At 43.5% G+C, this 20,049-nt stretch carries 24 protein-coding genes; 15 read left to right on the forward strand and 9 right to left on the reverse strand.

All coding sequences use genetic code 11. The features are described from left to right. Window positions 1-4: 4 nt before the first annotated feature. The 6 genes from queE to E2R31_RS07520 all read right to left on the reverse strand — a co-directional run bounded on the left by queE (window position 5) and on the right by E2R31_RS07520 (window position 3,044). Window positions 5-721 (reverse strand): 7-carboxy-7-deazaguanine synthase QueE, encoded by a 717-nt coding sequence (queE, locus tag E2R31_RS07495; protein ID WP_000196477.1) that lies wholly within the window; start codon window positions 719-721, stop codon window positions 5-7. Then, window positions 714-1,157, reverse strand: coding sequence for a 6-carboxytetrahydropterin synthase QueD (queD, locus tag E2R31_RS07500; RefSeq protein ID WP_000464583.1), 444 nt, complete (start codon window positions 1,155-1,157; stop codon window positions 714-716). The genes queE and queD overlap by 8 nt, the downstream gene beginning before the upstream one ends. Next, on the reverse strand, window positions 1,157-1,810 hold the full coding sequence (queC, locus tag E2R31_RS07505; RefSeq protein WP_132973748.1) for a 7-cyano-7-deazaguanine synthase QueC: 654 nt from the start codon (window positions 1,808-1,810) through the stop codon (window positions 1,157-1,159). Before queC ends, queD begins: the two co-directional genes overlap by 1 nt. 202 nt (window positions 1,811-2,012) lie before the next feature. After that, window positions 2,013-2,327, reverse strand: coding sequence for a thioredoxin (trxA, locus tag E2R31_RS07510; RefSeq protein WP_001029581.1), 315 nt, complete (start codon window positions 2,325-2,327; stop codon window positions 2,013-2,015). Window positions 2,328-2,342: 15 nt separating this feature from the next. Further along, the gene (locus E2R31_RS07515; protein ID WP_049520424.1) at window positions 2,343-2,564 is read right to left on the reverse strand and encodes a DUF4649 family protein; all 222 of its coding nucleotides are present in this window, start codon (window positions 2,562-2,564) and stop codon (window positions 2,343-2,345) included. Window positions 2,565-2,663: 99 nt separating this feature from the next. After that, window positions 2,664-3,044, reverse strand: a complete 381-nt coding sequence (locus tag E2R31_RS07520; protein ID WP_084917404.1) for a MarR family transcriptional regulator — start codon at window positions 3,042-3,044, stop codon at window positions 2,664-2,666. A gap of 194 nt (window positions 3,045-3,238) precedes the next feature. On the opposite strand from E2R31_RS07520, the gene E2R31_RS07525 reads away from it, so the two are divergent. Then, a complete protein-coding gene (locus E2R31_RS07525; protein ID WP_132973750.1) occupies window positions 3,239-3,613 on the forward strand; it encodes a CidA/LrgA family protein in 375 nt (124 codons plus the stop codon). Beyond that, window positions 3,610-4,305, forward strand: a complete 696-nt coding sequence (locus E2R31_RS07530) for an LrgB family protein (protein WP_132973752.1) — start codon at window positions 3,610-3,612, stop codon at window positions 4,303-4,305. The genes E2R31_RS07525 and E2R31_RS07530 overlap by 4 nt, the downstream gene beginning before the upstream one ends. Window positions 4,306-4,336: 31 nt before the next feature. Here the strand turns inward: E2R31_RS07530 and E2R31_RS07535 are convergent, their stop codons facing one another. The 3 genes from E2R31_RS07535 to E2R31_RS07545 are packed head-to-tail and all read right to left on the reverse strand — an operon-like array spanning window position 4,337 to window position 6,146. Beyond that, window positions 4,337-5,065, reverse strand: coding sequence for a hypothetical protein (locus tag E2R31_RS07535; protein ID WP_000498774.1), 729 nt, complete (start codon window positions 5,063-5,065; stop codon window positions 4,337-4,339). 15 nt (window positions 5,066-5,080) lie between these two features. Further along, a complete protein-coding gene (locus E2R31_RS07540; protein ID WP_000173187.1) occupies window positions 5,081-5,776 on the reverse strand; it encodes an ABC transporter ATP-binding protein in 696 nt (231 codons plus the stop codon). A gap of 4 nt (window positions 5,777-5,780) precedes the next feature. Further along, entirely contained in the window at window positions 5,781-6,146 is a 366-nt protein-coding gene (locus tag E2R31_RS07545; RefSeq protein ID WP_084873418.1) for a GntR family transcriptional regulator, read from the reverse strand. 140 nt (window positions 6,147-6,286) lie between these two features. On the opposite strand from E2R31_RS07545, the gene nrdR reads away from it, so the two are divergent. The 13 genes from nrdR (at window position 6,287) to recG (ending at window position 19,934) form a co-directional block, all read left to right on the forward strand. After that, the gene (nrdR, locus tag E2R31_RS07550; RefSeq protein ID WP_001203676.1) at window positions 6,287-6,760 is read left to right on the forward strand and encodes a transcriptional regulator NrdR; all 474 of its coding nucleotides are present in this window, start codon (window positions 6,287-6,289) and stop codon (window positions 6,758-6,760) included. Continuing rightward, complete coding sequence (locus E2R31_RS07555) at window positions 6,761-7,924, forward strand: DnaD domain protein (RefSeq protein ID WP_132973754.1); 1,164 nt, start codon at window positions 6,761-6,763, stop codon at window positions 7,922-7,924. Next, window positions 7,925-8,821, forward strand: a complete 897-nt coding sequence (gene dnaI / locus E2R31_RS07560; RefSeq protein ID WP_132973756.1) for a primosomal protein DnaI — start codon at window positions 7,925-7,927, stop codon at window positions 8,819-8,821. After that, entirely contained in the window at window positions 8,818-9,531 is a 714-nt protein-coding gene (locus tag E2R31_RS07565) for an NADPH-dependent oxidoreductase (protein ID WP_049519022.1), read from the forward strand. Before dnaI ends, E2R31_RS07565 begins: the two co-directional genes overlap by 4 nt. A gap of 13 nt (window positions 9,532-9,544) precedes the next feature. Further along, window positions 9,545-10,855, forward strand: a complete 1,311-nt coding sequence (der, locus tag E2R31_RS07570; RefSeq protein ID WP_132973758.1) for a ribosome biogenesis GTPase Der — start codon at window positions 9,545-9,547, stop codon at window positions 10,853-10,855. A gap of 81 nt (window positions 10,856-10,936) precedes the next feature. Next, a complete protein-coding gene (locus E2R31_RS10020; RefSeq protein WP_380439044.1) occupies window positions 10,937-11,272 on the forward strand; it encodes a hypothetical protein in 336 nt (111 codons plus the stop codon). A gap of 19 nt (window positions 11,273-11,291) precedes the next feature. After that, complete coding sequence (locus E2R31_RS07580; RefSeq protein ID WP_132973762.1) at window positions 11,292-11,582, forward strand: hypothetical protein; 291 nt, start codon at window positions 11,292-11,294, stop codon at window positions 11,580-11,582. A 160-nt stretch (window positions 11,583-11,742) separates the two neighbouring features. After that, a complete protein-coding gene (gene secA, locus E2R31_RS07585; protein WP_132973764.1) occupies window positions 11,743-14,256 on the forward strand; it encodes a preprotein translocase subunit SecA in 2,514 nt (837 codons plus the stop codon). A 79-nt stretch (window positions 14,257-14,335) separates the two neighbouring features. Beyond that, window positions 14,336-15,367 (forward strand): 3-deoxy-7-phosphoheptulonate synthase, encoded by a 1,032-nt coding sequence (locus tag E2R31_RS07590; protein WP_000232182.1) that lies wholly within the window; start codon window positions 14,336-14,338, stop codon window positions 15,365-15,367. A gap of 1 nt (window position 15,368) precedes the next feature. Beyond that, on the forward strand, window positions 15,369-16,400 hold the full coding sequence (locus tag E2R31_RS07595) for a 3-deoxy-7-phosphoheptulonate synthase (RefSeq protein ID WP_132973766.1): 1,032 nt from the start codon (window positions 15,369-15,371) through the stop codon (window positions 16,398-16,400). Between the two features lie 44 nt (window positions 16,401-16,444). Next, on the forward strand, window positions 16,445-16,807 hold the full coding sequence (acpS, locus tag E2R31_RS07600) for a holo-ACP synthase (RefSeq protein WP_084949237.1): 363 nt from the start codon (window positions 16,445-16,447) through the stop codon (window positions 16,805-16,807). Beyond that, the gene (alr, locus tag E2R31_RS07605) at window positions 16,797-17,900 is read left to right on the forward strand and encodes an alanine racemase (RefSeq protein WP_132973768.1); all 1,104 of its coding nucleotides are present in this window, start codon (window positions 16,797-16,799) and stop codon (window positions 17,898-17,900) included. The genes acpS and alr overlap by 11 nt, the downstream gene beginning before the upstream one ends. Window positions 17,901-17,918: 18 nt before the next feature. Then, window positions 17,919-19,934, forward strand: coding sequence for an ATP-dependent DNA helicase RecG (recG, locus tag E2R31_RS07610; RefSeq protein ID WP_132973770.1), 2,016 nt, complete (start codon window positions 17,919-17,921; stop codon window positions 19,932-19,934). The last annotated feature ends 115 nt before the right edge of the window (window positions 19,935-20,049 follow it).

Consider the following 20,049-nt stretch of genomic DNA (forward strand, 5'->3'; position numbering starts at 1 on the left):
TAATTTAAACACCACGTTGGTTGTCGTAGAGGAGGGTATGGAGTTGAGGAAGGACGCGGACATTGCCCCAGCTATCGTCAGCAGCGACGCGTTCCCAGAGTTCTTTGAGACGGTCTAGTTGGTCTTGAACAATATTACCTGTAGCCTTGGGCTCAGGATTTCCAGCCGATAAGAAGAGGACATCTGGTTGGTAACGTTCTTGAATCCCTTTAGCAAAGGCCAAATCGGCATCATCAAAGACAGGGATTTTAAAGGTGACCTTGTCTGGATCCAATTGGGAAACGATAAAGTCTAAAGTCTCGAAGTTGACTTCCATCTTGGATGAGGGAGGTTTGGGGCTCAGAGTGACTTGGTCAATATCTTTTAACCAATTTTGCCAGCGAGAACCTTGGGTCTCAACAGCAAGGGTGACCCCACGTTCTTTGAGCTTGGTGACGAGTTCGGCCATATTGGCTGCTAGGATAGCGGGATTTCCCCCAGACAGGGTGACGTAGTCGTAGCTTCCTAGCTTATCTAAGGCAGCAATGACTTCATCAGCGGTCATGCGAGTTGGCTTTTCAGAACCATCCCAAGTAAAGGCAGAGTCGCACCAGTCGCAATGGTAGTCGCAACCAGTAGTACGGACAAACATGGTTTTCTGCCCGATAGCACGACCTTCACCTTGAAAGGTAGGGCCAAAAATTTCCAGAACTGGTAGTTTGAGGACACGTTCCCTAGTCATCTAACCACTCCCGTCTAAACTCTGCAAAGGCAGTCGGAGTTTCATAGAGGCGAACGTATTCCAAACGGAGACCGCGCTCGTCGGGCAACTCTTGACTCATGGTTTGGAAAATCCAGTAAACCATATTTTCAGCGGTTGTATTCATATAAGGCAAGGTTTCATTGAGATAGCGATGATCCAAGTGGGGTTCTAAGTAGTTCTTGTAGATCGCTTTGATATCTCCAAAATCGTAGGTCATACCACGTTCATCTAAAAATCCACTGACAGCAACTTGCAGATGATAGGTGTGGCCATGCAGGGATTTGCATTTTCCCTCATAGTGAAAGAGGTGGTGGGCAGCGTCGAAGGTGAACTCTTTTGATACCAAGGTTCTGTGAGGATTGTAGACAAGAGACTCCCCAGTTTCCTGTTTGATTTCTTTGGGTGCAAAAAACATTAACCCTCTCCTTTCTGTGAGAGATAAACATCAAGGCCATGCTGACGCAGGTGGCAGGCTGGGCAATCTCCACAGCCACTTCCGATAATCCCATTGTAGCAGGTCAAGGTCTTTTCACGAACATAGTCAAAGGCACCGAGTTGGTCGGCTAATTCCCAAGTTTCAGCCTTGTCTAGCCACATGAGAGGCGTTTGGATAACGAAGTCGTAATCCATGGCAAGGTTGAGAGTAACATTGAGAGATTTTACAAAGACATCTCGACAGTCAGGGTAGCCTGAGAAGTCTGTCTCGCAGACACCTGTGACGATGTCTTTAATGCCTCGTTGCTTGGCAAGAACTGCCGCAAAGGACAAAAAGAGATGATTGCGGCCGTCAACAAAGGTATTGGGAACCTCTCCCTCTTTTTGCTTGATTTCCATATCAGAGGTTAGGGCATTTTCAGTAATTTGTCCCAGCAGAGACATATCTAAGATGTGATGACGAATGCCTTGTTCCTTAGCGATTTCTCTAGCAACTTGAATTTCGAGATGATGGCGTTGGCCGTAGGAAAAGGTGACGGCTTCGACTGTTTCATAGTGTTCTTTAGCCCAAAAGAGGCAGGTTGTGGAATCTTGACCGCCACTAAAGACGACCAAGGCTGATTGACGTTTCATAGTACTCCTTCCAAAGTGGAAAATGTTCAGAGCACGCAAAAAGCTCCCTTGAGGGGAGCTAAAAAATACCAAGTAGAGGTTTTTTTTAGCGATGGCATGTCCCAAACATCGTAATATTCTATCTACAGTCTAGCATATTTTTTGAAAAATGGCAAAGGGCAAGAAAAAAGAGACCAAATGAAGCACTTGGTCTCTCGTGTGATTAGCTCAATTCAGCAACGATAGCCTTGATTTGTTCTGCTGTGTGAACACCAGCAACTTGTTTCACCACTTGGCCGTCTTTTTTGAAGAGAAGAGTTGGGATAGACATGATTCCAAAAGCACGAGCTGTGTTTGGATTTTCATCAACGTCCATTTTGACGATTTTCAAGACATCTTCTGAAAGTTCTTCAGACAATTTATCCAAGATTGGACCTTGCATACGACATGGACCACACCAAGTTGCCCAGAAGTCTACTAAGACCAAACCGTCTTTTGTTTCTTGTTCGAATGTTGCATCTGTAATTGCTTTTGCCATTGTATTTCTCCTTTTTTAGTTATATTGGCTTAAATCTTGTTTCATGAGATAGAAGAAGACATCTCCATAAGTCCCATGGTAGTCCAAATCATGACCGTTGTAAGTTAATTTTTGGACTGGGTAGTAGTCTGCGACGCCGATAAGGCAAGCTTGTTGTGAACGATCAAAGTCGTCATAAGATTCGAACGTTATAGTTCTTTCGTTCTTGCTGGCATCTAGATAGGTAATTTCAATCATTTTAAAAACTCCTTTGTTTAATGATGACTTTATTTTACTCCTTGTAAAAGAGAATGTCAAGAAAAATGATTGCGCACGCAACTTTTTTCTAAAATCATCTTAAATCAAGAAATCCAAACCTGTTTCCAAGCTTTCTTCGACAGCCTTCTGTAGAGAGGCCAGTGTCTTTTGCCCATCACTTGTCAGGCAGATAAAGCTAGAACGTCTATCTTGATCACAACACATGCGACTAAGTAGACCGCAATTTTTGGCTTCCAAGCGAGCCACCATCCGAGAAACAGCGCTCGGGCTCAGATGAAGTTTATCTGGCAGGTCAATCTGGCGTAGAGATTTTTCTTGGGCCAAGTCCAGATAGTAGAGCAGGTAAAACTCTTTCAAGGTCAGACTTTGGTCACTCTGCTGGGCAATGGTCTCTTCCAAGAGACCTTCAATTTCTTTCTGACGACGATTGAAATCAAACCATTTTTCCAAATAGGTCATAGTATCTCCTTTCTTTTCAAAGTAAAATCACAAAGTCATTACTGACTGTCTCCACAACACAAGATGATTGCGCATGCAATGATTATACTACTTTTAACTAATCCTTGCAAGAGATAAGAATTGCGATATTTCCTTGAAATTTTCTGAAAAAAGAGTAAACTGGTATGCAAGAAGTCTATTTCATGGAGTTTAGGATGAAATTATATGTTCAATTAATGATTCTCTTTGTGATTTCTCTAATCGGAGAGGGAATTTCTAGTTTCTTTCATCTGCCCATCCCAGGCAGTATTATCGGGTTGATTATTCTCTTTCTAGCCCTACAATTCAAGTGGTTGAGAACCAGGCATGTCAACATGGTGGGGAATTTCTTGCTGGCCAATATGACCATTCTCTTTTTGCCGCCAGCAGTGGGAATCATGGAAAAGTTTGATGTCATTGCTCCTTATCTTTTGCCTATCGTCTTGATTGTCTTTTTTGCGGCTGTCATTAACATTGTCCTCATAGCTCTAGTGGTACAGTTTATCAAGCGACGATTTGAGGGTGACTATGGGAAAGGAGGAGCCAAATGAGTGAATTTGTTTCCAATCCTCTATTTGGGATTGCATTATCTATCTTAGCTTATCTAGTAGGGATCTTGATTTACAGACGTTTTCCCCATCCTTTGACAACGCCCTTACTTTTGTCAGCTGTTTTTATCATTATTTTTCTCAAGGTGACTGGTATTTCTTACCAAGACTACTATCAAGGTGGGGTTTATCTGAACAACTTGATAGTCCCTTCGACGGTGGCTCTAGGGATTCCGCTTTACAAGAGTTTTCACCTGATGAAGCACCATGCACGGAGTATTCTCTTTGGTAGTCTGCTAGCAGTGATTGTCAATACTAGTTTTACGGCCTTAGTTGCGAAAATATTTGGTATGGACTTTTTCCTAGCCATTTCTCTCTTTCCTAAGTCAGTAACAACCGCCATGGCAGTGGGGATTACAGAAAAATTGCAAGGCTTGACGACCGTGACCTTGGTGGTTGTAGTAGCAACTGGGATTTTGACCAGTGTTATTGGACCAACCCTTTTGAAGTGGTTGAAGATTGATGATCCAGTTGCAGTGGGACTTTCCCTCGGTGGGACAGGTCATGCTGTCGGAACAGGAACTGCCCTTCGCTACGGCTCTGTAGCAGGAGCCATGGGTGGCTTGGCTATCGGAGTCACCGGTATTCTTTATGTTTTTGTCAGCCCCATCGTAGCCAGTTTGATATTGAGTTAAAGAAAAACCCAGCTTTCTAGCTGGGCATTTTTTATTGCAAATTAACCTTGTTTTTCAAGATATAGTAGGTACCGAGATAGTAGATAGCTGATAAAAAGAGATCGCGCAGAATTTCTGTACCAACCATCACGTTATAGTCATTGTCAACTCTTAAGAAGAAAGTGATATAACCAATAACGATGGAAATGACGATATAGGCTAAAATCCCCATGGCTGTTCGATACTCGTTAAAGAGTTGCCCGATAGAGATGGAGAGGTAAATGGATAAAATCCATGCGATTGACCCGACAAATAGTGATAGGGCATACAGCCAGCCGTAGCTGAGATAAGGGGAGATGAAGTTATAGAGGGCAGTGAAGTCTTTTTCAATTGGTGTTAAGAAGATGATAATCAATATACTCAAGATAAAGACGATATAGCCTAAGATGGACCAGACAAGACCACCTAAAAGTTTTGCGGTGATGATTTGGTGCTCGGAGACAGGCAAGGTCAAGGTCAAGTACCCTTGGCGGTCATAAACACTTCCCTTGAATCTTCGGATGATTAAAAAGATTGTTGCAATCCAAAGAGTGACGCTGAGTCCTCCAAAGACTAGCACTAAAAAGAAGATGAAATAAGCAGCATTGTTAGGATTGTAACTCTGGCTAAGACTGCTAATAAAAGCTCCAATCAAAACTGAAATTGCAAGTACAGCTCCGTAGAGTGCCAGATACCATTTATTGACATTTTTAAATTCATAACGAACTAGATTCCAAAACATAATAATCTCCTTTGCTTAGGCTTTAAATTCCTGGCGGAAGAGTTGGTCAATTGATTCACCTGACTCGTAACGAATATCATCAACATTTCCTTGGCGGACGACTTTTCCGTCTTTGAGGAAGATGATCTCATCCAAGATTGGCTCAATATCTGAAATCAAGTGGGTTGAAATCAGTACCGTAGAGGTTGGTGAGTAGTTGTTGATGATGGTATTGAGGATATAATCACGGGCAGCTGGATCCACGCCTCCGATAGGTTCGTCCAGAACGTAGAGGCGGGCTTCACGGCTCATAACCAAGATGAGTTGGACCTTTTCCTTGTTCCCTTTTGATAGTTTCTTGAGGCGACTGTTTTCATCAATACCGAGATCGGCTAAAAGGTGTTGGGCTTTTTCGAGATTGAAATCCTGGTAGAAGGTTTTAAAATAGGTTAGAGCATCCTTAACCTTCATCTCTTCATTGAGGTAGGTTGTGTCTGGCAGATAGGAAACGATCGCCTTGGTAGCAGGACTTGGATCCTGTCCGTTAATGAGGACACGTCCTTTATTTGGTTGAAGGAGGCCATTGATTAGTTTGATTAGAGTTGTTTTTCCGGATCCGTTTGGTCCAAGGAGCCCGACAATCTTTCCAGCTGAGATCTCTAGTGAGATATTGTCAAGTGCCGCAGTTGCTCCATATGATTTTGTTACATTTTCAAGTGCTAGTAGTGTCATAGTCTTAAACTCCTTTAATATAGTCGCTTAATACATTTGGCAGTTCTTCTTTTTTGTAGCCAAATTGAAGCATGCAAGAGACGAATTGTTGCAGTTGCTCCTCGGAAAGTTGTTTGCGGGACTGAACGATGAGGTCCAAATCCTCGGTGACAAAACGACCAGTTGTCCGCTTGCTGTATACAAATCCTTCACGTTCGAGGTCAGACAAGGCGCGCTGAATGGTATTGGGATTGACCCCGGCCTCGCTCGCCAAATCTCTCACGGTAGGGAGCTGTTGATTGGGTTCCAGTTCATGGGAAACAATCTGTAATTTGATTTTTTCCATAATCTGTAAATAAATCGGTTTTGTATTATCAAATGACCAGGACATCATAGTCTCCTTTCTTTGCCTTTATTGTTCTAATCAAATAATACAATAAAACAAAAAACTTGTCAAGTAAAAATAAGAATTGTTTTGGGAATTGCTCAAAAAATGGTATAATGAAAAGAAAACGACAAGGAGGGAAATGCATGCGTTGTCCAAAATGTGGGGCTACCAAGTCTAGTGTTGTTGATAGTCGACAAGCCGAAGAAGGAAATACCATCCGTCGAAGACGTGAGTGCGACGAGTGTCAGCATCGTTTTACAACCTATGAACGAGTAGAAGAAAGAACGCTGGTTGTCGTCAAAAAAGACGGTACGCGAGAGCAGTTTTCGAGAGATAAAATCTTTAATGGGATTATCCGCTCAGCCCAGAAACGCCCTGTTTCGAGTGATGAAATCGGCATGGTGGTCAATCGCATCGAGCAAAAACTCCGTAGTCGCAGTGAGAATGAGATCCAAAGTGAATATATTGGTTCTTTAGTCATGGAAGAATTGGCGGAGCTGGATGAGATTACCTATGTTCGTTTTGCCAGTGTTTATCGTAGCTTTAAGGATGTGAGTGAGTTGGAGAGTCTGCTCCAGCAGATCACCCAGTCCTCAAAAAAGAAAAAGGAAAAATAGATGAAGCCAAATGACCGTTTTTCTTTTCTAAAGAATAATCGGGTGTCGCAAGATACCTCTTCTCTGGTGCAGTGCTACCTCCCGATTATCGGTCAGGAGGCGCTGAGCCTCTATCTATATGCCATTACCTTTTGGGATGGTGGACAAAAGGAACACCTCTTTTCCCATATCCTCAACCACTTAAACTTTGGCATGCCGACCTTACTCCAATCCTTTAAAGTCTTATCTGCCTTCGATCTGTTGACCCTTTATCAGAAGGAGAATGTCTATGAATTACAGCTTCATTCTCCCCTCTCCAGTCAAGAATTTCTAAGTCATTCTGTCTATAGCAGATTATTAGAGAAAAAGATTGGGGATACAGCTGTTTCTGCTATGAAGCAGGCTCCAAGTGAGGGAGAAGCTTTCTCTGTTTCTTTGAGCCAAGTCTTTCCAACCCTGACCGAAGAAGTGACACCAAGCGAGTCTAAAAGCAAGTTAAAAAACGATTTTGATTTGGAACATTTCCAGCGCCTGATGGTTCGAGATGGCTTGCGTTTTGAAAACGAGCAGGCAGATGTTTTGGAATTGTTTGCCATCGCAGATGAAAAAAAATGGACCTGGTTTGAAACCTATCAATTAGCCAAGGCGACAGCGCTGGCTCAGGTTATTTCAGTCAAACGCATGCGTGAAAAGCTTGCGCAAAAGCAGGTTCCTTCTGACTTTAGCCCCAAAGAAATGACCATTATCAGGGAAGCCAAAAATAAAACTCCCCTACATTTTTTAGCGGAAATCAAGCAAACGCGTAAGGGGAACATCACCCAGAGCGAACGAGAACTCCTTCACCAGATGGCGTCTTTAGGCTTGTTGGATGAAGTCATCAATATCGTCTTGCTTCTAACCTTTAACAAGGTTGATTCGGCTAATGTTAATGAAAAATATGCCATGAAGGTCGCAAATGACTATGCTTATCAAAAAATTCGGACAGCAGAAGAAGCTGTGCTTCGGATTCGAGAGCGTCAGCAAAAAGGGCAAGAAGACCAGAAATCGAAAACTAGCTCGACTAAGACCAATGTTCCTAAGTGGAGTAATCCAGAATATAAAAATCAAACCAGCGAGGAGACTCGTCTGGAACTAGAACGTAAAAAACAAGAAATGTTAGCCCGATTAGAAGAAGGAGGAGACTAGATGGAAAGTGTTGGCGACGTTATCAAGCGTCAGACAAGTCGTTTTCAGTATCAGGACCTAGTCCAGCAGATTATGAAAGACCCAGATGTGGCGGCTTTTATCCAGAAAAAGTCCCTCAGTCCAGAGGAGTTGAATCGTAGCATCTCCAAGTTCAACCAATATATCACAGAACGGGACAAGTTTCTTCGTGGGGATGCGGACTATATAGCGCGTGGCTACAAGCCCATCTTGGTTATGAATCACGGATATGCGGATGTGTCTTATGAAGAAACACCAGAACTAATCGCGGCAGAAAAAGAGGCTGCAATTAAGAATCGTCTTAAGTTGATCAATCTACCAGCCAGTCTCAAGAAAGCGAAATTGGCTCAGATTGACCTGGATGATCTAGGACGCTTGCCGATTTTTGAGAGACTCTATTCCTTTGTTGACCTTTACCCAAACATCCGAAAAGGCCTCTATCTTTACGGAGATTTTGGTGTTGGTAAGAGTTTTATGATGGCGGCCTTAGCTCACGACCTATCTGAAAAACGTGGGGCATCAACGACGATTCTCCACTATCCAAGCTTTGTCATTGATGTGAAAAATGCCATCGGTGAAGGATCTGTGAAGACCTTGGTGGATGACATCAAGTTAGCAGAAGTCTTGGTCTTGGATGATATTGGTGCAGAGCAGTCAACACCTTGGGTGCGTGATGAGATTCTCCAAGTTATTCTCCAGTATCGTATGCAGGAAGATTTGCCAACCTTCTTTACTTCCAACTTTAATTTCCAAGATTTGGAAAAACATTTTGCCAAAGGAAAGAATGGAAATGATGAGACTTGGGAAGCTAGACGGGTCATGGAAAGGATCCGCTATTTAGCAGAGGAGACAAGACTAGAAGGAGAAAATCGCCGATGACAGAAACCATTAAACTGATGAAAGCTCATACTTCAGTTCGTCGCTTTAAGGAGCAAGAAATTCCTCAAGCAGACTTGGAAGAGATTCTGACTGCTGGGCAAATGGCGTCATCTTGGAAAAATTTCCAATCCTATTCTGTGATTCTTGTGCGCAGTCAAGAGAAGAAAGATGCTCTTTATGAATTGGTTCCCCAGGAAGCCATTCGCCAGTCAGCAGCCTTTTTGCTCTTTGTTGGTGACTTGAATCGAGCGGAAAAGGGAGCAAGCCTTCATACGGACACTTTCCAACCTCACGGGGTAGAAGGTCTCCTTATCACGTCTGTGGACGCGGCTCTTGCTGGCCAAAATACCTTGCTTGCGGCGGAGAGTCTGGGATATGGTGGTGTTATCATCGGTTTGGTCCGTTATAAGTCAGAAGAAGTGGCAGCGCTTTTTAACCTGCCTGACTATACCTACCCTGTTTTTGGGATTGCCCTTGGCGTGCCAGATCAACAACACGAGGTCAAACCAAGACTGCCTTTGAACCAAGTGGTATTTGAAGAAGAATACCAAGAACAGCCTGTAGCGGCGATTTTGGACTATGACAAAGTACAGGCAGACTATGCTGGTGCGCGTGCGACAACCTCTTGGAGTCAGCGTTTGGCAGAGCAGTTTGGTCAAGCCGAACCTAGTTCAACTCGGAAAAATCTAGAACAGAAAAAGTTATTGTAGAAAGTGAGAAAACATGGCCTTACCAACTGTTGCCATTGTAGGGCGTCCCAATGTTGGGAAATCGACCCTCTTTAACCGAATCGCTGGTGAGCGAATCTCAATCGTAGAAGATGTCGAGGGTGTGACACGTGACCGTATCTATGCAACGGGTGAGTGGCTCAACCGTTCCTTTAGTATGATTGATACGGGAGGGATTGACGATGTCGATGCTCCCTTCATGGAGCAAATCAAACACCAGGCAGAAATTGCTATGGAAGAAGCAGATGTCATCGTCTTTGTCGTTTCTGGTAAAGAAGGGATTACAGATGCAGATGAGTACGTAGCTCGCAAACTCTATAAAACCCATAAGCCTGTTATCCTAGCAGTTAACAAGGTTGACAATCCTGAGATGCGAAATGATATCTTTGATTTCTATGCACTAGGCTTAGGTGAACCGTTGCCAATTTCATCTATCCACGGTATTGGTACGGGTGATGTACTGGATGCCATCGTGGAAAATCTACCACATGAAGTCGAAGAAGAAAATCCGGATGTCATTAAATTCAGCTTAATTGGACGTCCAAATGTCGGAAAATCTAGCTTGATCAATGCTATTTTGGGAGAAGATCGTGTGATTGCTAGTCCCGTAGCTGGTACAACTCGTGACGCTATCGACACGCATTTTACAGATGAAGATGGTCAAGAGTTTACCATGATTGATACGGCAGGTATGCGTAAGTCTGGTAAAGTCTATGAAAACACAGAGAAATACTCAGTCATGCGTGCCATGCGAGCTATTGACCGTTCTGACGTAGTCTTGATGGTCCTCAATGCCGAGGAAGGTATTCGTGAATACGACAAGCGTATCGCAGGTTTTGCCCACGAAGCAGGTAAAGGAATGATTATCGTGGTCAACAAGTGGGATACACTTGAGAAAGACAATCATACCATGAAGAACTGGGAAGAAGATATCCGTGAGCAGTTCCAATACCTGCCTTATGCACCGATTGTCTTTGTTTCAGCTTTGACCAAGCAACGTCTCCACAAACTGCCTGAGATGATCAAGCAAATCAGTGAAAGCCAAAACACCCGTATCCCATCAGCTGTATTGAACGATGTGATTATGGATGCCATTGCTATCAATCCAACACCGACAGACAAAGGCAAACGCCTCAAAATCTTCTACGCGACTCAAGTGGCAACCAAGCCACCAACCTTTGTCATCTTTGTCAATGAAGAAGAACTCATGCACTTCTCTTACCTGCGTTTCTTGGAAAATCAAATTCGCAAGGCCTTTGTCTTTGAAGGAACACCGATTCATCTCATCGCAAGAAAGCGGAAATAAACAAGCAAGATCTGGGATGACATTTCCAGATCTTTTTGATAGAATGAAATCAAAGAAAACGTTATTAAAAAGAGGTGTGTGATGGAGAAATTTTTTATATTATTGCTATTATCACCTTACTTTTATTTTTTTCATTGGATTGAGAAGACGGACAAAAATAGTAAATATTTCGCGTTTTTCTATTACTTTTACTGGATTTATCTTTCCCTTTTTGCTGTATTTAGTCTAGCTTTTACCGTTTTTTCATTCTTGATTTTCAATATTGTCTTGAAAAATCCTGCTGATTTAACAATTTGGGGGATAGAGATTCTTTTAGTCTTTTTGTCTCTTGTGAATGACTGGAAAGTCTATGTCTGCCTGAAGAGAATGTTCAAGCTGAGACAGGTCAATAACAGAGGTTCATCACTGAATAGCTAAGTTTTAGAGGAGGTTTGAGATGTCAAAGGTAAGGCAGTTTATGAAGAGCTATTACAAAGTCTATATTCTTGCGATTTGCTTCCTCTGGTTACTAGTATTTTTTCTTCCTTGGGGATTTCAAATAGGAGGAGTTTCAGTTTATTTCTTCATCATGAAAAAACTCTTTGTCGTCTTTGGTGTATTGGCAATCTTTTTCTCAGTACTGACTAAAAAGATGAGTCTCTTCCTCTTTGGAGTGATCTTTTGTATGGCCTTCTGGATCAATCTTTTCCTGATTTTTGGAATTTTGCCAGCTCTGCTTGGCAATTAAATTTTTGTGTGAAATGTAGTCCATAAAAAGCTAAGAGGCTGACCTAGAAGTCAGCCTCTTTTCCCTGTTAAAACGCGGATTCTTTCTTGAAAATTAAGAGTAAATGTGCTAGAATTAAAAGAACATTCTAAAATATTCAGAATCTAAAGTAAGGAAAATAATGGCTAATATTTTAAAAACGATTATCGAAAATGATAAAGGAGAACTTCGTCGTCTGGAAAAGATGGCAGACAAGGTTCTCAAATATGAAGAGCAGATGGCAGCCTTGACGGATGACCAGCTAAAAGCAAAAACAGATGAATTTAAGGAACGTTACAATAAGGGTGAATCGCTGGATTCATTGCTCTATGAGGCTTTTGCGGTAGTACGTGAAGCTGCCAAGCGTGTTCTTGGACTTTTCCCATATAAAGTGCAGGTCATGGGTGGGATTGTCCTCCACCATGGAGATGTGCCAGAAATGCGTACTGGTGAAGGGAAAACCTTGACAGCGACGATGCCTGTATACCTCAACGCTCTAGCAGGTGAAGGGGTTCACGTAGTAACGGTCAACGAGTATCTAACCGAACGTGATGCAACTGAGATGGGTGAATTGTACTCATGGCTTGGTTTGTCAGTAGGGATTAATTTGGCTGCGAAGTCACCAATGGAGAAGAAAGAAGCCTATCTCTGTGATATTACCTATTCGACTAACTCAGAAATTGGTTTCGACTACCTTCGTGACAACATGGTTGTTCGGGCAGAAAACATGGTACAGCGTCCGCTCAACTATGCTTTGGTCGATGAGGTTGACTCGATCTTGATTGATGAAGCTCGTACTCCTTTGATCGTTTCAGGAGCCAATGCTGTGGAAACTAGTCAGCTTTATCATATGGCGGATCACTTTGTCAAATCTTTGGACAAAGATGACTATATCATTGACATTCAGTCTAAGACTATTGGTTTGTCTGATTCAGGGATTGACAAGGCTGAAGAATACTTCAAACTGGAAAATCTCTACGACATCGAAAATGTAGCTCTTACTCACTTTATCGACAATGCCCTTCGTGCCAACTATATCATGATTCTCGATATCGACTATGTGGTCAGCGAAGAGCAGGAAATCCTGATCGTCGATCAATTTACAGGTCGTACCATGGAAGGTCGTCGTTACTCTGATGGTTTGCACCAAGCGATTGAAGCAAAAGAAGGTGTGCCAATCCAAGACGAGACCAAGACTTCAGCTTCTATTACCTACCAAAACCTCTTCCGTATGTATAAGAAATTGGCAGGTATGACAGGTACTGGTAAAACAGAAGAAGAAGAATTCCGCGAAATTTACAACATTCGTGTTATTCCAATCCCAACTAACCGTCCAATTCAACGTATCGACCACTCAGACCTTCTCTATGCAAGTCTTGATGCGAAATTTAAGGCTGTAGTTGAAGATGTAAAAGCTCGTTACCAAAAAGGTCAGCCGGTCTTGGTAGGTACAGTTGCCGTTGAAACGAGTGACTTCCTTTCTAAGAAATTGGTAGCAGCAGGTGTTCCTCACGAAGTCTTGAATGCGAAAAACCACTACAGAGAAGCGCAAATCATCATGAATGCTGGTCAACGTGGCGCAGTTACCATCGCTACCAACATGGCCGGTCGTGGTACTGACATCAAGCTTGGTGAAGGGGTTCGTGAACTTGGTGGACTTTGCGTCATTGGTACAGAACGTCACGAAAGTCGCCGTATTGATAATCAGCTTCGTGGACGTTCAGGACGTCAAGGAGACCCAGGTGAGTCACAATTCTACTTGTCTCTTGAAGATGATTTGATGAAACGTTTCGGTTCAGAACGTTTGAAAGGTGTTTTTGAACGTCTCAATATGTCTGACGAAGCCATCGAATCTCGCATGTTAACGCGTCAAGTGGAATCAGCTCAAAAACGTGTCGAAGGAAACAACTACGACACTCGTAAACAAGTCCTTCAATACGATGATGTCATGCGTGAACAACGTGAAATCATCTATGCACAACGTTATGATGTCATTACTGCAGATCGTGACTTGGCCCCAGAAATCCATGCTATGATCCGTCGTACCATTGGACGTATCGTGGATGCACATGCACGTTCTAAGGAAGATGAAAAACTGGAAGCAATCCTGAACTTTGCTAAGTATAACCTGCTTCCAGAAGATTCAATCAGCCGTTCAGATCTTGCAGGTCTGTCAGATCAAGCCATCAAAGATGAGCTGTATCAACGTGCATTGAAGGTTTATGATAACCAAGTTGCCAAACTTCGTGATGAAGATGCAGTGAAAGAGTTCCAAAAGGTTCTGATTCTACGTGTTGTAGACAACAAGTGGACAGATCATATTGATGCCCTTGACCAGTTGCGAAATGCTGTTGGTCTTCGTGGATATGCCCAAAACAACCCTGTTGTAGAATATCAGGCAGAAGGTTTCCGCATGTTTAACGACATGATTGGGTCAATTGAATTTGACGTCACTCGTTTGATGATGAAAGCGCAAATCCACGAACAGGAAAGACCACAAACGGAACACAATATCAGTACGACTGCAACTCGTAATATCGCAGCGCAACAGACTCATCTTCCAGAAGATGTGGACTTGAGCCAAATCGGACGCAATGACCAATGTCCATGTGGATCTGGTAAGAAATTCAAGAACTGTCATGGTAAGAGACAATAATATGAGATAAGATACAGGCGGATACCTGGTGAAAATACATTTTTACTTGGTGTCCGTTTGCTTTATAAGGAGATGAATCATGGTATTTACAGCTAAAAGTCCTAAAATTAACATTGAAGAAGTTCGCGCCTTGTCTAAATTAGAGGGAGCTGCTCTTGCGAGAAAAAACCAACGTGATCAGGAATTGGAAGCCATCATCCGTGGGGAAGACCAGCGTATTCTCTTGGTGATTGGACCATGTTCATCTGATAATGAAGAGGCAGTCCTCGAGTATGCTAAGCGTCTATCTGCTTTGCAAGAAGAGGTCAAAGACCGTATTTTTATGGTCATGCGTGTCTATACAGCTAAACCTCGTACCAATGGAGATGGCTATAAGGGTTTGATTCATCAACCAAATGCGACAGAAGCCCCTAGCTTGATCAATGGGATCAAGGCTGTTCGTCAGCTCCACTACCGTGTGATTACCGAGACTGGTATGACAACAGCGGATGAGATGCTTTATCCTGAAAATCTTCCGCTGGTGGATGATTTGATTTCTTATATGGCTGTTGGAGCTCGTTCTGTAGAAGATCAACAGCACCGTTTTGTAGCGAGTGGAGCAGATTTCTCAACAGGATTTAAAAATCCAACATCTGGAAATCTCAATGTTATGTTTAACGGGATTTACGCAGCGCAAAATAAGCAGAGTTTCCTTTTCCTCGGTAAAGAGGTGGAAACGACCGGAAATCCATTGTCCCACGCCATTCTTCGCGGTGCCTTGAATGAATACGGGAAAAATATTCCTAACTACTACTATGACAATTTGATGGATACCATTGCCCAATATGAAAAGATGGGCTTGGAAAATCCATTTATCATCATCGATACCAATCATGACAATTCAGGCAAGCAGTACATGGATCAAATCCGTATCGTTCGTCAGACCTTGATTAACCGTGACTGGAATGAGAAAATCAAGAAATATGTTCGTGGTTTCATGATTGAGTCTTATCTAGAAGATGGACGTCAAAATGAACCAGAAGTTTTTGGTAAGTCCATTACAGATCCGTGTCTCGGATGGGACAACACAGAAGCACTTGTTCGCGAAATTTACCAAACGCTAGGAGAGTAAGATGGCATTTATCGAAAAAGGTCAAGAAATAGATATTGAAGCAATCAAGGCTGCGACCCAGTTGTCACCTGAAGCCTTGCGAAAGAAAGAAGCCCGCGATAGAGAGTTGGCAGCCATCATCTCGAGTGAGGACGACCGAATCCTTTTGGTGATGGGACCTTGCTCTTCAGACAATGAAGAAGCTGTTTTGGAATATGCTCATCGCTTAGCAGACTTGCAGAAAAAAGTTGCGGATAAAATTTTTATCGTGATGCGTGTCTATACGGCTAAACCTCGTACTAATGGAGATGGTTATAAGGGCTTGATTCATCAACCAAATACCAGCGAAGCGCCTAGTCTCATCAATGGTTTGCAGGCTGTTCGTCAGCTGCACTATCGTGTGATTACGGAGACGGGCTTGACAACAGCTGATGAGATGCTTTATCCGTCAAATCTCGTTTTGGTTGATGATCTGGTCAGCTACCATGCTGTAGGGGCTCGTTCAGTGGAAGATCAAGAACACCGCTTTGTAGCCTCTGGGATTGATTCTCCAGTTGGGATGAAAAATCCAACATCTGGAAATCTTGGGGTCATGTTTAATGCTATCTATGCAGCTCAAAACAAGCAAACCTTCCTTTACCATGGGCAAGAAGTGGAAACTTCAGGAAATCCCTTGGCCCACGTTATCCTTCGTGGTGCCATGAACGAATATGGTAAAAATGAACCCAATTTCTACTATGAAACCCTCTTGAATGCCATCAATCGCTATGAGACTATGGGACTTGAAAATCCCTTCATTATCATCGATACCAATCATGACAATTCTGGCAAGCAGTATATGGAACAAATTCGCATTGTTCGCCAAGCCTTGCTGAATCGTGATTGGAATGAAAAGATTAAGAAGACGGTTCGAGGCTTTATGATCGAATCATACCTAGCAGATGGTCGCCAAAATCAACCAGAGATCTTTGGTTGCTCCATAACTGACCCTTGTCTAGGTTGGGAAAATACAGTAGCTTTGGTAGAAGAAATTTATACTACCTTAACAAAATAAGTGAAAAGGATGGAGTTGGGGGAATCTCAACTCCTTTTGTGAGTATGATAGTTGGACATGGAATTGACATCGAAGAATTGGCTTCGATAGAAAACGCAGTTACGCGACGTGAGGGCTTTGCCAAGCGCGTGCTAACCGCTAAAGAAATGGAGCGCTTTACCAGTCTCAAAGGGCGCAGACAGATCGAATACTTGGCAGGGCGCTGGTCGGCTAAGGAGGCCTTTTCCAAGGCTTTGGGGACAGGAATTGGCAAACTGACCTTTCAGGATTTGGAAGTCCTGAACAATGAACGAGGGGCTCCCTATTTTAGTCAGGCGCCATTTTCAGGGAAAATTTGGCTGTCGATCAGCCATACAGATCAGTTTGTGACAGCCAGTGTCATTTTGGAGGAAAATCATGAAAGCTAGTCCACATAGACCAACTAAGGCTCTGATATATCTGGGAGCCATTCGACAAAATATACAACAAATGGGAAGTCATATCCCTAATGGTACGCTCAAATTTGCAGTAGTCAAGGCTAATGCTTATGGACATGGGGCGGTAGCTGTTGCCACTGCTATCCAAGCTGATGTCGACGGCTTTTGCGTTTCCAATATCGATGAAGCTATCGAGTTGCGTCAAGCAGGTATAAACAAGAAAATCCTCATCTTAGGAGTTTCTGAGCTAGAAGCTGTTTCCCTAGCTAAAGAATACGACATCACCTTGACTGTGGCTGGACTGGAGTGGATTCAAGCGCTCTTAGCTAGGGAGATAGATTTAACTGGCTTGACTGTCCACCTCAAGATTGACTCAGGAATGGGACGGATTGGTTTTAGAGATGCCAGTGAAGCTGATCTGGCTCAAGACTTGCTCAAGCAAGAGGGTGCTCGCATTGAAGGGATTTTTACCCACTTTGCTACTGCAGATGAGGAATCAGATACTTATTTTAATGCCCAGTTAGAACGATTTAAAGCTATTTTGGCAAGTATGAAGGAAGTCCCAGAACTGGTTCATGCCAGCAACTCGGCAACGACCCTCTGGCATGCAGATACTATTTTCAATGCGGTTCGTATGGGAGATGCCATGTATGGTCTCAATCCAAGTGAAGAGGTCTTGGACTTGCCCTATGATTTGACACCAGCCTTGAGTTTGGAGTCTGCCCTTATTCATGTCAAGAGAGTTCCAGCTGGAGCTTGCATGGGCTATGGAGCGACCTATCAGGCAGATAGTGAGCAAGTCATTGCGACCGTGCCAATCGGCTATGCGGATGGTTGGACACGAGATATGCAAAATTTCTCTGTCTTGGTAGATGGACAAGCTTGCCCAATCGTCGGTCGGGTTTCTATGGACCAAATTACCATTCGTTTGCCTAAGGTTTACCCGCTAGGAACAAAAGTAACCCTGATCGGCACCGACGGTGACAAGGAAATCACAGCAACTCAGGTAGCGACCTACCGTGGAACTATTAACTATGAGGTGGTTTGTCTCCTCAGCGACCGCATTCCGAGAGAATATCATTAAAAAAGAAAGGAGTGGAGCATGAATCTACATCAACCCTTGCATGTCTTACCTGGCGTGGGACCAAAGTCAGCAGAGAAATACGCCAAACTAGGAATTGAAAACTTGCAAGATCTCTTGCTCTACTTTCCTTTCCGTTATGAAGACTTCAAGACCAAGCAGGTGCTAGAGTTGGAAGACGGAGAAAAGGCGGTTCTGTCTGGTCAAGTCGTGACTCCTGCCAGTGTCCAGTATTATGGTTTCAAGCGCAATCGCCTGCGTTTTAGTCTCAAGCAGGGAGAAGTCGTTTTTTCGGTGAATTTCTTTAACCAGCCCTATCTAGCAGATAAGATAGAGTTGGGAGCAACCCTTGCTGTCTTTGGAAAATGGGACCGTGCCAAGGCCAGTCTGACTGGGATGAAGGTCCTAGCTCAGGTGGAAGATGACCTCCAGCCTGTCTATCGTCTAGCTCAAGGAATCAGTCAAGCCAGTCTGGTCAAGGTCATCAAGACGGCCTTTGATCAGGGGCTGGACCTCTTGATAGAGGAAAATCTTCCTCAGTCTTTACTTGATAAATACAAACTTATGTCCCGTTGCCAGGCTGTCCGTGCCATGCATTTTCCTAAGGATTTGGCAGAATACAAGCAGGCCCTTCGCCGTATCAAGTTTGAGGAACTCTTTTATTTTCAAATGCAGTTGCAGACGCTCAAATCTGAAAATAGAGTTCAGGGAAGTGGTCTGGTTCTGAATTGGTCTCAGGAAAAAGTGTCGGTGGTTAAAGAAAGTCTGCCATTTGCCCTGACACAAGCTCAGGAAAAGAGTTTGCAGGAAATTTTGTCCGACATGAAGTCCGACCACCACATGAATCGTCTCTTACAAGGGGACGTGGGGAGCGGAAAAACAGTAGTCGCTGGTTTGGCCATGTTTGCGGCGGTGACAGCTGGCTATCAGGCAGCCCTCATGGTGCCAACAGAAATCTTGGCAGAGCAGCATTTTGAGAGTTTGAAGGGTCTTTTTCCGGACTTGAAACTGGCTCTCTTGACAGGTTCCTTAAAAGCTGCAGAAAAAAGAGAAGTTTTAGAGACCATTGCCAAGGGTGAGGCTGATTTGATTATTGGAACCCACGCTCTGATTCAGGACGGGGTGGATTATGCTCGTCTTGGCTTGATTATCATCGATGAGCAGCACCGTTTTGGTGTGGGGCAAAGGCGTATTCTGCGAGAAAAGGGAGATAATCCTGACGTTCTCATGATGACAGCGACACCGATTCCTCGGACGCTGGCTATCACAGCCTTTGGTGATATGGATGTTTCCATTATTGACCAGATGCCAGCAGGACGAAGACCTATTGTGACGCGCTGGATTAAGCATGAGCAACTGCCTCAGGTCTTGACTTGGTTAGAGGGGGAAATTCAAAAGGGTTCGCAAGCCTATGTCATCTCTCCCCTGATCGAAGAATCAGAAGCTCTGGATCTGAAAAATGTCATTGCCTTATCTGAGGAGTTGACAGTTCATTTTGCAGGCAAGGCAAAGGTGGCTCTTCTACATGGTAAGATGAAGAGTGATGAAAAAGACCAGATCATGCAGGAGTTCAAAGAGCGAAAAATGGATATTCTGGTTTCGACGACGGTTATTGAGGTTGGGGTCAATGTTCCCAATGCGACCGTCATGATTATCATGGATGCCGATCGGTTTGGTCTCAGCCAGCTTCACCAGCTCAGAGGTCGTGTTGGTCGGGGGGACAAGCAGTCCTATGCTGTTCTCGTTGCCAATCCCAAGACTGAGTCAGGGAAAGACCGCATGCGCATCATGACAGAAACGACTAATGGATTTGTCCTTGCAGAGGAAGATTTGAAAATGAGGGGTTCTGGTGAGATTTTTGGAACCAGACAGTCAGGACTGCCAGAGTTCCAAGTGGCTGATATTATCGAAGATTTTCCGATTTTAGAAGAAGCCAGAAAGGTTGCTAGCTACATTAGTTCGATAGAAGGCTGGCAAGAGGATCCAGAATGGCGCATGATTGCTCTCCATCTAGAAAAAAGAGAACATCTGGATTAAGCCTTCTCTAAGAAATCTATAAGCTAGTTTTTAGGTTTGGGTCTTATACTAGAGTCATCAAAAAGAAACGAGGACCCTCACATGACTATTAAAGTAACCTACCAAAAGAAATTCC

Source organism: Streptococcus downii (genome assembly GCF_004353325.1).
GTDB classification, from domain to species: Bacteria; Bacillota; Bacilli; order Lactobacillales; family Streptococcaceae; genus Streptococcus; species Streptococcus downii.